The organism is Chryseobacterium sp. Tr-659, assembly GCF_011752975.1.
In the GTDB taxonomy this organism is placed as follows: domain Bacteria; phylum Bacteroidota; class Bacteroidia; order Flavobacteriales; family Weeksellaceae; genus Chryseobacterium.
Genome location: NZ_VWWP01000005.1, coordinates 88,685 through 100,669, shown reverse-complemented (window position 1 = coordinate 100,669; position 11,985 = coordinate 88,685). Strand labels below are relative to the sequence as shown.

Here is an 11,985-nt window from a genome sequence, read left to right as displayed (position 1 = left end):
TGCTTCTATAGATGATGTTTATAGTTGTTATGCTCATTGAAACGATCAAAATACCCGTTTAGGTTTTTATCCTGCTCACTTGCTCATTAGTACTTTTTTTTTCATTAAAAAAGAGACAACTTGTACCTGTTTATCGGCAATGGCGTCCCGAAATTAAAAAGAACGCTATCACTAAAATATTACTTTATGAAAAAAACTCTAACTAAGATCTTGAGATCATCAAACTCATTTTTAAGAGAAGGAAAAACAAGTCTTTTTCTTTTATTGGCTGTATTGTGCAGCGGCGTTTTAAGTGCTCAGTTTGTTCCGGTTAACCCCTCCGGTACAAAAGTAAATGTAATCAGACAGGATGGGGCGACATCTCTTAATATACCGGGATATGTTCCTTCTGCGGTATCACTGGAGTTTAAGACAGGTACAATAGTAGAATCCAAAAGTTTCCCCCAAGGTCAGGTGACTACTCATAATTATCTACTTCCGGATGTCTTTACGACTATTGGGCAGCCGCCTATAGTACGTACTTTTAAAGTTTATTTTCCTAATCCAGGGCTAACAAGCAGATATTATCCGATTCCAATGGCCATTGGAGGGTCTACCACCATTATTCCGGGATGCTGGACAGCTGAGATGGATCGCGGATTATTCTATTATATAGGTCCAAATGGCAGCTATGGATATGGAGTGACCCTTACCCGTACTACTTCTACAGAGTTTCTTCTTCAATGTACTAAATTTCTCTGCTACATATGTGATAACCCATGTCCTCCTATAGTTTCCACAATGGGTAAATCAAATAGAACTGAGCAGAACAAAGCCAAGCTCTATCCCAATCCAAGCAGCGGATTTTCAGAGCTTGAGTATACCGCTTCAGGAAGAGAAACGATCACCGTAATGGTTACCGATATTGCAGGCAAAACATTATATGGATATAAGACCGATATTGAAGCAGGAGTTAATAAACTGCCCATAGATCTTCAAAAAGGATTAGCGGGAACCTATTATGTGAATTGGAGTTCCAGTAATGGAAATGCAGGTTCATTACCAATCATAAAAAAATAAATTCATCCCGGTAAAAACTAATATTGATGAAAAAGAGCGCACTTAGGTGCGCTTTTGTGATTTATTATTCTATAATCCTTATGGTTACTATGTTTTGTGAGATATTTGTATCAATTGATAGCATTTGTTTTTGAATTATTTTGTAAGTTCGCGGCCTTAAAAAAACTATTTTAAATTATATGAAAAATAAATTATCAATTGTATTCATGCTTGGGATCGCGTTTTCTACAACTTCATGTGCAACTATTTTTACAGGAACCCAGGATCCAATATCATTTTCATCAACCCCTGAAGGAGCTGCCGTGTTTCATAAAGGTATTGAGAAATGTGTTACACCATGTACAGTGAAAATTCCAAGATCATTGAGCAAACAAACTGTTACCATTGAGAAAGAAGGCTTTAATAAAGAAGAAATAAAGCTGACGAAAAACTTTAATGCGGTAACGCTGCTTAATATTCTTTTCGGAGGAGCTATTGGAGTAGGGATTGATGCTGCTACAGGCTCTCTTACTAAATATTCTCCAAAAAAATATGAAGTTGTGCTGGAAGCAAAACAAAATTCTGAAAGCAAATAAATTGAATAATACAGCAATGTACCAATTTCGCTTATTATTGGTACATTGTTATCCTGATATATTGGTAAATTGTTGTTCTTATTTCAAGATCTCTTTCAGGAACATTAACGTATGATTCCATGCTCTTTTAGCCATCACAGCATTATAATCCGGTGACTCCGGGTTTGTGAAGGTATGTTTCGAGTGGGCATATGTGATGATCTGCCAGTCCGCATCTCCTTCGTTCATCTCCTTAATCAGATTATTGTAGTCATCAGGAGTTACACTTTTATCATCGGCAGGATTTTCCACCAGGATTTTAGCAGATAGTTTTTCATTTTTTCTGCTCTGATCTTTAGACAGGCCTCCGTGAATGGAAACAACACCTGCTACGGGCAAGTTTCCTCTTGCTGATTCCAATGCTCCGGATCCTCCGAAACAATACCCAATGACTGCCGTTTTATCAGAAATAGCACCATTTTTCTTCAATTGCTCCAGTGCCAGGGAAATTCTTTTTTGATATTCTTTATAGTTTTGTTTGTAATACCCGGCACTTTTAGCTGCAGCATCATTATCTGCAGGGATCTTTCCTTCACCATAAATATCAGCGATAAAGGCTATGTATCCTTGTTTTTCAAGTTCAAGAGCAGCTGTTTTAGCTTCCTCGTCAATACCTTTCCAGGCCGGAAGAACCAGAACTCCGGGAAGTTTTTTTCCTGCATTGGACGTGATGAGGCCGTTCAGTTTCTGTGAGCCGTCTTGGTAGGAAACTGTTTTAAGTTTCTGGCTGAAAAGGTTTCCTGAAGCCATGATCAATGTGGTTAATAAGATGGAACGTATCATATTTTTATTTAGGCTTTTAATAGGATTCATGAAAAATCCTCAACTAAATTACCGAAAATAAATTAGATGAGGATGAAAATTATAAATAGAAAATATCTTATCCTTTAAATATTTTAAGACATATATGATCCTAAAGTGATAAAGGTTTCTTTATTTGGCAGAAATATACTTAATTGCTTCTTCCATTACCCGGTCTGCAAATGTTGCCGGGCTGTTTTTCATTTGCTGTAACTCTGCATCCGTAGGAGGTGTCACATAAATATCCGGCTTTACTCCAATGCCTTCAATCACTATACCATTAGCATCTTTTGTTGCCATTAACGGCATTGTAAATTCTAAGAGTCCGCCAGCAACTTCGCTTCGGATGCCGCCATTATATTCATCTGAGCTCCCCAGACCGGCGGTGGCTCCATTACTATAATCTCCTATGGAAATAACATGGTTTCCCTGGCTTTTCAGCATTAAGGTTGTCATTTCAGACATGCTTGCGCTATTTTTATCAGTGAGGATAACAATAGGGATATTTTTGGGAATCCCGAATTGATGGAGCTGGCTCTCTGTAGGTACCCATGGGGTGTAGTTGAATCTGCCGTTTCCCTCCTTGGTACGCTGATAAAATGCTGTGGCTGTTTTAGTGATAAACCGGTCTGTAAAAATGCGCAGATCGCTGGCCATTCCGCCACGATTGCTTCTCAAATCAAGGATCATCTTTTTTATATTTCCCTTATGAAGAGGATTTAATATCTTTTTGTAATATTGTGCCTTGGTAAGTATGCTGTAAGCGGCCTCCTGAAACTGTTTCAGATTATAACCCAATTCTACATGGTGTTTAATTTTCGTTTTAAACCACTGAATATAAGCTGCGGTCTCATTGGTAAGAACATCCGCATAAGTCGCATCATCCGCGTAAGCAACCAGAGTCTGTGAGCGTTCCAGTAATTGTGCGGTGGTTTCTAAGAAAGAATCAGAAAGTGTTTCAGTTTCCTTAAATATTTTAACCTGGTCGTTGAAATAATTTATTTCCGGTGAATTTGGGAAATTATTCCATTTATTTAATAGGTTAATCGTGAAATTTTTCACTTTGTTCCTAACCTGAATATTAGTGATGGAATTAAGTTCTGTACTGTTTTCAATAGCTTCAGGGGTAAGAATCACTATGTTTCCCGGGTCAGGACGAAGATATTTGTCTCTTAACTGGAGATATACAGTCTGGGTCAGATCAAATTTATTAAAGCTCAGGTAAAAAATCCCCGGATCTGATTTTAAATAGCCCGCCAGCATTTTATTATTAATTTTTACAGCGTCATCTTGTACGCGGTCTTTCATGTATTCATATTTAGGATTAAAGTCATAAACACTGGGTTTAGGATCATTCATTCCGCCGGAAAAATATTGGGGGATAGAAAATCCCGAGTTTGAAGCAGGAAGTTGGATGGTTACCCCGAAATGACGATCTATAATAGGGTTGATGATTTCTGTGAAATACTGATTGGCTTTTTTAGCTTCGGCTGCGTATTCGGCATCAGTAAGTGCTGGATTTAGATTGTAGGACTTAAGGGCGGCAAACTTAGGATAATATTCTTTATAAATAGCATCCCAATCCATCCCGTCTTTCCTTTTCTGTTCATAAAAGTAATTGTACTTCTGATCCATAACAGTCCAGAATATTTTGAAAAGATCAGCGTAAGATTTTACATCTTCCCTTGTATATCGTTGAGGTTCTGTGATACTTTCATTTTCTTCCAGGCATGAGCTTATAGTTCCCAGAGAAACGATCATGGCCAGGCCTGGTATTATAAAATTTTTTTTCATTGTGTATGTGTTTATCGATTAGTTGATTGTGTAAGTAATTCCGGCAGAGATCATATAGGATCTGATGGAGGATTTTTGCTGTTTATTCTCATTATAGCTGTTGATATCCGAAAGCCCATGCTGATAATTATACGAAGCATGTACACTAAGCTTTTTGAATGAATATCCTGCCTGCAAAGTTCCTGTTAGCCCATATCCCCAGCGATCGAGCTGATTCTCATTTGTCTTAAAGTCATAACGCTCAGATACAGAAGCATGCGTGTTGGGAGGGGATTCCTGCAGCCCTCCAACAAGAGGATATCTGCCTTCTCTCTTCATAGAAAGCCAATATTCAGAATATATGCCTCCTGATACCTTAAACCAGAGACCTTTGTCTTTATGAGGGTTATTCAATATATAAGAGCCTGCCTGTATAGGAAGCACAATGAAATTATTGGTATAATTGGTATACCATCCTGCATATTGTCCTGTCCTTTCAAACCGGTAGTTTTTTTGCTGAAAGCCAGCTCCTGCGGATACAAAAAATGACTTCCAGACCATATATTCTCCGGATAGATTAATACCATAACCCGGCCTGCTCTTATATTTTGATTCTATGAGATTGGACAAATTGGAATGAAGAATACTGTTAGTGTACCCTGCATCAAGGGTAACGTTAAATTGATGCTGTGCAGAAATATAGGTGCCAGCAGATAGTAGGAACAGACTGACTGCCCTGCATAATTTTTTTTTCATAAAAGTGTGTTTTTAAATAAATTTTTCTTGGATCAAAGAAATGAAAAATAATTGGAATTTTAAGTTTTTTTATAAATTAAGTTATTGATTTAGAGTTTTTTATATGCTTTTTGTTATTTATTTTTTTAATCAATTTTCTAATTGTTATATAAATATTTAAAAACATTTTTTTTAAAATAAAAAAATCCTCAATTAACAATTGAGGGTATGTAGAAAATTATTAAAATTGAAAATGTATTAAATTTTTACACCTAAGCGGACAAGTTCCTTTTCTAAATTGGTATCAGGAGTGATGTGAATGGTAACAAACCCTAAAGATTGTGCCGTTTCAATATTCTTCAGGTTATCATCAATAAAAACAGACTGATTAGCTTGAATGTTATATCTTTCCAATAAAACATACCATATCTTCGGATCCGGTTTGATAAGCTTTTCAGTTCCGGAAACCACAATCTTTCCATCGAAAATTTGAAAAAAATCATAATTTTCAAGAGCATAAGGGAAGGTTTCTGCAGACCAGTTCGTCAATCCGAATAACTGATATGAAGTTTTTCCCAGTTTTCTTAAAACGTCTACATTTTGCGGAATATCACTTTTCAGCATTACCGTCCAGTTGTCATAATAAGCTCTGATTTCCTTTTCCCAATCCGGAAATTTTTTCACCTGGATGTCGGTTCCCTCTGAAAGGCTTCTTCCTCTGTCCTGTTCCTCGTTCCATTCAGACTGGGCAATATTTTTAAGAAAGTACTCCATTTTTTCATTATCGTTAAAATAATCTTTGAAAAAGTATCTTGGATCCCAATCCATTAACACCCCGCCGAAATCAAATATAATGTTCTTAATTTCCATATTTTAAATTATGCCTTAAATTTAGTTGTTTTTTTACCTTTCTTTTTTACATTCTCTGTTAAGATCGCTTTATATAAGTAATAAAAAAACCGGAAGATTTCCTCCGGTTCCAATTATTTTTTTACATGCGATGCTCATCGTGACGGTATCTAAACCTTCCATCATGATACATTGGTGGTCTGTCATAATGTTTTCTGTAAGTATTATCATATATAATTCTTGGATTCTGACCTTGATAATACCTTGCATAAAATCTTTTATACTGTTCAGGAGTCATTATTCTTTCGATTGCATAATAACGGTCTGTATACCATCTGTTCGGTTGTTTGGCATAAACACGGTTCCAGGAATTATAATCAGGATAACGGTTGTTTAATATCATAATCTGATTGATCTGATTTTTATTTAATCCAAGAAAAATGGCTGCTTGTCCCCAGTTGATAGAAGAAATACTTCCTCTGTAATCATTGTAATAATTTTGTGAAAAGCCTAATGTGAATATACCTAAGGCCGCCACAATTAATAACTTTTTCATGACTAAAATTGTATTTTAAACTAATAATGAAATACCCAAAAGTATACCATTTCATATAGTTTTTATATACAATTTTAGTTTATTTTTATCCTTCTATTCCGGTCTGTAAAACTGATATTGCCCGTCTTTGTAATAAGCATTAATATGCTGCAGACCATTGGTTAAGATAATTTCTTTAGCCCCGATAATGGAATTGTATCTGGCTGTTTGTTCAAATGTTTTTTCCGTTAATTTAATTTGCGGAGCTTTACATTCAATCAGAATTACAGGCTCTGTTTTCTCCGTAATCAGAAGGTCTATGCGCTTGGTAAGGCCATTCAGAACAATTTTTTTTTCTGTGATTAGAGCAGAGGTAGAGTAGGATTTTACAGTAAGATAATAATGTATCCAGTGCTGTCTTACCCATTCTTCAGGAGTGAGCAGGAGATAAGTTTTACGAACCAAATCATAAATAAAAAACTTATCTTTGTCTTTCTTGAATTTAAAATCAAAAGTTTCCTGAAAATTCAGTTTTGGAAGTTCCATTAATAAGATGAAAGAATTAGATTTAATCCTCAAAAATATTAAAAATAAAGAAGTTTTACCTATTTATTTTTTCCACGGAGAAGAAGCCTACTTTATTGATGTTGCTGTAAAAGCCCTTGAGCACAACTTTTTGGAAGAAGATGAAAAAGCTTTCAACCAAACAGTTACTTACGGAAAAGATACATCTTACCAGGAAGTTCTTTCGTTGGCAAGACAGTTCCCAATGATGGGTGATAAGCAGGTGATTATCGTTAAAGAAGCTCAGGATCTGAGATTTAATGAGGAAGAAAACCGAATTCTGGAATCTTACGTAGAAAGCCCTGTGCCTTCAACGGTATTGGTTTTTGCCCATAAGCACAAGAAACTGGACAGCAGAAAAAAGGCTGCCAAAGCCTTGGATAAAGCTAAAGCTCTTTTTCTAAGCGAATCTGTAAAGGAAAATAATCTTCCCAAATGGATATCGGATGAATGTGCAAGCCTTAATATTAAAACAGCACCCAATATTTCTCATCTTTTAGCAGAATATCTTGGAAATGATCTTTCAAGAATTGCCAACGAACTGAATAAGCTAAAAATCATTCTTAAAGAAGGAGAGGTTCTTGACGGAGCAATCATCGAAAACCATATCGGGATCAGTAAAGAATATAATGTTTTTGAACTTCAGAAGGCTTTAGGAACAAAAAATGCGAATGCAGCATTTAAAATAGCTCATTTTATGGGTAAAAATCCCAAGAATAATCCCTTTGTGATGATGTTGGCAAGCCTTTATAACTATTTTTCAAACGTTATTATTTATCAGACAATGGCAGGGCAGTCTCCTCAAACCATTGCCTCCCAGATGGGGGTGAATCCTTATTTTATTAAAGATTATGCTGAAAGTGCAAGATTGTATCCTTTGAAACATGCCACCAGAGTTATTTCTATTCTGAGAGAATTTGATATGAAAGGAAAAGGACTTGGCGCGGTGAATATGGGAGAAGCAGAACTGATCAAGGAGCTGGTATATAAGATTATCAATGTAGATAAAATTAAGATGAAAGTGTAGAGATAAGAGATAGCAGAACATGAGGTAATGATGATTTTTGATAAATCAAAACTCGAACGCTGTCATTTTAAACCTATAGCAATAATCATCGAAATTCAACATATCAGATATTGACAAGTATCATTAAAATAACTTTAAAAAGAAATTAAAAATTCCGAAATTAGCGGTCTAATTCAAATTAAATCTTTTCGAACAAAGTAAATTATGGAGCAAAACATTTTAGATTGTGTGATCGTTGGATCTGGACCTTCTGGTTTCACAGCTGCTATCTATGCAGCAAGAGCAGACTTAAAACCTGAATTATATACAGGTCTGGAGCCGGGCGGACAATTAACTACAACCACGGAAGTTGATAACTTTCCAGGGTATCCAGCTGGGATTACAGGTCCTGAAATGATGATGGATCTGCAAAAACAGGCAGAAAGATTTGAAACAAAAGTTCACTACGAAATGATCACCAAAGCTGAATTTTCTAAGGAAGTTGGCGGTGTTCACAAACTATATGCAGGAAACAAAGAAATCCTTGCCAAAACAGTTATTATCTCTACAGGAGCTACTGCAAAATATCTAGGTCTTGAAGATGAGAAGAAATATGCAGGAGGAGGTGTTTCGGCTTGTGCTACATGTGACGGATTCTTCTATAGAGGAAAAGACGTGGTAGTGGTAGGAGCAGGAGATACGGCTGCAGAAGAAGCTACTTATCTTGCAAAACTATGTAAAAAAGTAACGCTGTTGGTAAGAAAAGACGTGTTCAGAGCTTCAAAAGCAATGGTTCACAGGGTAGAAAGCACTCCAAATATTGAAGTGAAATTCCACCATGAGTTAATCGGGATTGAAGGAGAAAACAGTTTAGTGGAAAGAGCAGTGATCATTAATAACCAAACTCAGGAAAAATCTACAGTGGATGTTGAAGGGATTTTTATCGCGATTGGTCACAAACCCAATACAGACATTTTCGTAGGTCAGGTAGATCTTGATGAAAACGGATATATTGTTACTGAAAAAGGTTCTTCAAGAACAAATCTTCCGGGAGTATTTGCTGCAGGGGATGTTCAGGACCATATCTACAGACAGGCTATTACTGCTGCGGGAAGCGGATGTATGGCTGCAATGGATGCAGAGAAATATTTAGCTGAATTACACTAATAATATCAGTTTATAAAATACAAAGCGTGCCTTATGGGTGCGCTTTTTTAATTATCTATTATGACACGGACTAATATCTTCTCGCAGATTAAGGAGATTTTGCAGATTTTTCTATTAGTATCTGCTTCATCTGCGCAATCCGCGAGACATAAAAAATTCAAAGTTGAATTTTATCAGAGATAAAATCTTTGCGTCTTAATGCAGTGTTGTATACATATTCCTTACGCCTTTGCGTTTTCCAATTTTCAACATTGCTCTTATAAAATATTCTATAAAAATTCATGAAATAGCTAACAAAAACATTGATATATTTGTGAAATTTCAAAACGAACGAAATTTATATCAGAAAACTATAAACTAAACAAAAACGAATAAAAAATGAAAAGAGTAACCGCTATCGGAGGAATCTTCTTTAAGTGTAAAGACCCGGAACAAGTAAATGAATGGTACAAAACTCATCTGGGATTGCCAACCAGTCCATACGGAGCTAAATTCGACTGGAAAGATGCAGAGTCTGATAAAAAAGGATATACGTTATGGAGTCCTTTCAAAGAATCTACCCAATATTTTGAGCCTTCATCCAAAGAATTTATGATCAATTACCATGTTGAGAATATTGAAGCATTGGTAGAAGAGCTGAAGAAAGAAGGCGTAACTGTATTGGATGAGGTTGCTACGTATGAATACGGAAAGTTTGTACATATTCTGGATCCGGAAGGAAACAAGATTGAGTTGTTCGAACCGGCAGGGGAGTAAAAGACTAAGAATGCTGCTATATGCATAATACTTATCATTCTGAGCAGAACAAGGTGAAGCGTGGAATCTAAAGTACTTCAGCAAGGCTGAGATTCCTATGGAATGACAAAGTGAACGCAAAAAAATCTAAAGAATTTTTAACGGGGTGGTTTGGCATCCCCATAATCAATAAAGACGGCTTTCAATGAAATTGAAAGCCGTTTCTTATATCATGTATTTTACCTAATCTAAAATATAAATTTTCTTCTCTTTAAGGTTGAATCCCAGTTTTTTGCCAAGCCAGTTGATACTTGTTTTACCTTCATAAATAAGTCCTTCTACAAAAAACACATTAGGCTTTTCAACAGTTGCAAAAGGAGTGGAAATGGAACCGATATCACTTTTATAGAATTTGGTAATCAGTTCGGGATTAAATTCACTTTTTTTCTCTATAGCCTGCAGGCTTTCTTTTTTGATGTCCAAGGTAGTCATAAGACGTTCACTCAGCCAGAAAGAATCTTTGCCGGAACCGGAATCCAGAAGAACGTTGATTGTATATTTATTATTCAGAAGAACGTATGTTGTAATATCCAGAGACTGGTCTGCATGGGTAGACAGCTGGATATCCATCACTTTTTTGCTGCTCAGTTTTTCTTTTGGAAAGGTGAGCTGATTGGTGGTATAGTCTATGATAAATTCTGTATCATAAAGCATGGGCAGAGAAATTAAACCGTCAATTCCCTTGATCTCCATGTCATGAGTAGAATACCAGGTATCTTTAAACTTTTTACCGTTAAAAATAATTTCTTTTGATTTGAATAGAGGAATGGTCATTTTTTCACCGGTTGCCCGAAAGGCTGTCAGATAATTATAAGTTTCTTTCCTGTCCAGCTTTTTGGAAAAATTTCCCAGGAAAAGATTGATTCCTCCTCCGGTGTCAAAAATGAAATTTCCTTTTTTACCATCTATTTCAGCACCTACCACCAGGTGGCCGGATGGAAGAACAGACATGGGTGTTTTCTGGGCAAAAACCACAGACGAAAAAACTAAGGAGGCCATAACAGCCATGTTCTTGGTGAAAAATTGAGTAAACATTTGAAAATATTGTATTAGTTTTTAATTGGTTATTATAATGAAAAGGATCTTTACAAATATAAGTATTCTGATTATAAATATATTATGTTCCTTCTGGTAGACTAAGGAGACTTTAGAAAGAAAAAATGGATTTTTATTTTATGTAAAAGAGATTACCCCTTTTTTAGTTTTGATGGCCCAATTATAGTTATTTTTCCATTTTTGATTTAATTAGAGATTAATTTTTATAGATTTAGGATGTGGTTTTAGCAATCAAAACATAGTTTAAAATATAAATTTGAAATGCTTTCCGCGTTCTCCAAAGATAAAGTTGTTAAAATTTATAAGATTAAGGGATTCCGTAATAGCATACTTTATTTTCATGAAAAAATATTTATAAAAATAATTCCCCTGATTCCTAGTCTATTATTAAGTTTTGTTAAAATTTGTGTTACAAAAGTTTTGCAGAAATTAAAAATCGTTCTATATTTGCACCACTGAAAACAACGGTATAGCCGGAGTTTAGGGAGAGTTGGCAGAGTGGTCGATTGCGGCAGTCTTGAAAACTGTTGACTGTAACAGGTCCGGGGGTTCGAATCCCTCACTCTCCGCAAAAAAAGCCTTAGAAATTTACTTTCTAAGGCTTTTTATTTTCCCTTAACATTTTATAGTGGTTTAAATAAAATAGGAGCGAATATTTTCTCTGTATAGAAGTCTCAAAAAAGCCTTACAATTAGAGATCGTAAGACTTCTTTAATCTTTAACTCAATATATTACAAGATGCCACACAGGCCACTAGGGGTATTTTTTAATTCCTGGAGGTGGGCGGTATGCTTCGGCGCAAGTCAGTGTTTCTCCTTTTATACTTTTTATTCTGGAAATTTTCGCAGAATTATTTCCATTTCCCCTGATTGAGCTGGTTTGGCCACCAGGGCAGTTAATACCTCCTTTAATAGCTTTCTGCTCTTGTCTTCTAATTTTATACCATTATGGTTAATTCTGTTCAAAATTAATAAGCTTTTTATAGTATAATAAGAGGAGAGTAAAGAATAAATAAAAAGGGGACGAATTGA

The 11,985-nt window shown here is 35.7% G+C and carries 12 protein-coding genes and 1 tRNA gene; 6 read left to right on the top strand and 7 right to left on the bottom strand.

The window, feature by feature from the left end; all coding sequences use genetic code 11:
- The first annotated feature begins 186 nt into the window (after positions 1-186).
- Together F3J23_RS12605 and F3J23_RS12600 are read left to right on the top strand one after the other, a co-directional pair.
- Positions 187-1,059 carry a T9SS type A sorting domain-containing protein gene (locus F3J23_RS12605; RefSeq protein ID WP_167029291.1) on the top strand — a complete coding sequence of 291 codons (873 nt, stop codon included), beginning with the start codon at positions 187-189 and terminating at the stop codon, positions 1,057-1,059.
- A gap of 179 nt (positions 1,060-1,238) precedes the next feature.
- Positions 1,239-1,634 (top strand): PEGA domain-containing protein, encoded by a 396-nt coding sequence (locus F3J23_RS12600; RefSeq protein ID WP_167029288.1) that lies wholly within the window; start codon positions 1,239-1,241, stop codon positions 1,632-1,634.
- A 78-nt stretch (positions 1,635-1,712) separates the two neighbouring features.
- Here F3J23_RS12600 and F3J23_RS12595 read toward each other — a convergent pair whose 3' ends face one another.
- The 6 genes from F3J23_RS12595 to F3J23_RS12570 form a co-directional block, all read right to left on the bottom strand.
- On the bottom strand, positions 1,713-2,456 hold the full coding sequence (locus F3J23_RS12595; protein WP_167029284.1) for a dienelactone hydrolase family protein: 744 nt from the start codon (positions 2,454-2,456) through the stop codon (positions 1,713-1,715).
- 150 nt (positions 2,457-2,606) lie between these two features.
- Positions 2,607-4,268 carry a S41 family peptidase gene (locus F3J23_RS12590; RefSeq protein ID WP_167029281.1) on the bottom strand — a complete coding sequence of 554 codons (1,662 nt, stop codon included), beginning with the start codon at positions 4,266-4,268 and terminating at the stop codon, positions 2,607-2,609.
- 18 nt (positions 4,269-4,286) lie between these two features.
- Positions 4,287-5,003, bottom strand: a complete 717-nt coding sequence (locus F3J23_RS12585; RefSeq protein ID WP_167029278.1) for an outer membrane beta-barrel protein — start codon at positions 5,001-5,003, stop codon at positions 4,287-4,289.
- A 237-nt stretch (positions 5,004-5,240) separates the two neighbouring features.
- Positions 5,241-5,852 carry an HAD family hydrolase gene (locus F3J23_RS12580; protein WP_167029276.1) on the bottom strand — a complete coding sequence of 204 codons (612 nt, stop codon included), beginning with the start codon at positions 5,850-5,852 and terminating at the stop codon, positions 5,241-5,243.
- Between the two features lie 121 nt (positions 5,853-5,973).
- Entirely contained in the window at positions 5,974-6,387 is a 414-nt protein-coding gene (locus F3J23_RS12575; RefSeq protein WP_167029273.1) for a hypothetical protein, read from the bottom strand.
- Between the two features lie 93 nt (positions 6,388-6,480).
- Positions 6,481-6,912, bottom strand: a complete 432-nt coding sequence (locus F3J23_RS12570) for a type I restriction enzyme HsdR N-terminal domain-containing protein (RefSeq protein ID WP_167029270.1) — start codon at positions 6,910-6,912, stop codon at positions 6,481-6,483.
- A gap of 7 nt (positions 6,913-6,919) precedes the next feature.
- Here F3J23_RS12570 and holA point away from each other — a divergent pair, with 7 nt between their 5' ends.
- The 3 genes from holA (at position 6,920) to F3J23_RS12555 (ending at position 9,859) form a co-directional block, all read left to right on the top strand.
- Positions 6,920-7,957 (top strand): DNA polymerase III subunit delta, encoded by a 1,038-nt coding sequence (holA, locus tag F3J23_RS12565; RefSeq protein WP_167029267.1) that lies wholly within the window; start codon positions 6,920-6,922, stop codon positions 7,955-7,957.
- A 204-nt stretch (positions 7,958-8,161) separates the two neighbouring features.
- The gene (trxB, locus tag F3J23_RS12560; protein ID WP_167029263.1) at positions 8,162-9,103 is read left to right on the top strand and encodes a thioredoxin-disulfide reductase; all 942 of its coding nucleotides are present in this window, start codon (positions 8,162-8,164) and stop codon (positions 9,101-9,103) included.
- 378 nt (positions 9,104-9,481) lie between these two features.
- On the top strand, positions 9,482-9,859 hold the full coding sequence (locus F3J23_RS12555; protein ID WP_167029260.1) for a VOC family protein: 378 nt from the start codon (positions 9,482-9,484) through the stop codon (positions 9,857-9,859).
- Between the two features lie 222 nt (positions 9,860-10,081).
- Here the strand turns inward: F3J23_RS12555 and F3J23_RS12550 are convergent, their stop codons facing one another.
- Entirely contained in the window at positions 10,082-10,897 is an 816-nt protein-coding gene (locus tag F3J23_RS12550; RefSeq protein WP_167029257.1) for a hypothetical protein, read from the bottom strand.
- Between the two features lie 541 nt (positions 10,898-11,438).
- Between F3J23_RS12550 and F3J23_RS12545 the strand changes: the two genes are divergently transcribed.
- Positions 11,439-11,523, top strand: a tRNA-Ser gene (locus F3J23_RS12545).
- The last annotated feature ends 462 nt before the right edge of the window (positions 11,524-11,985 follow it).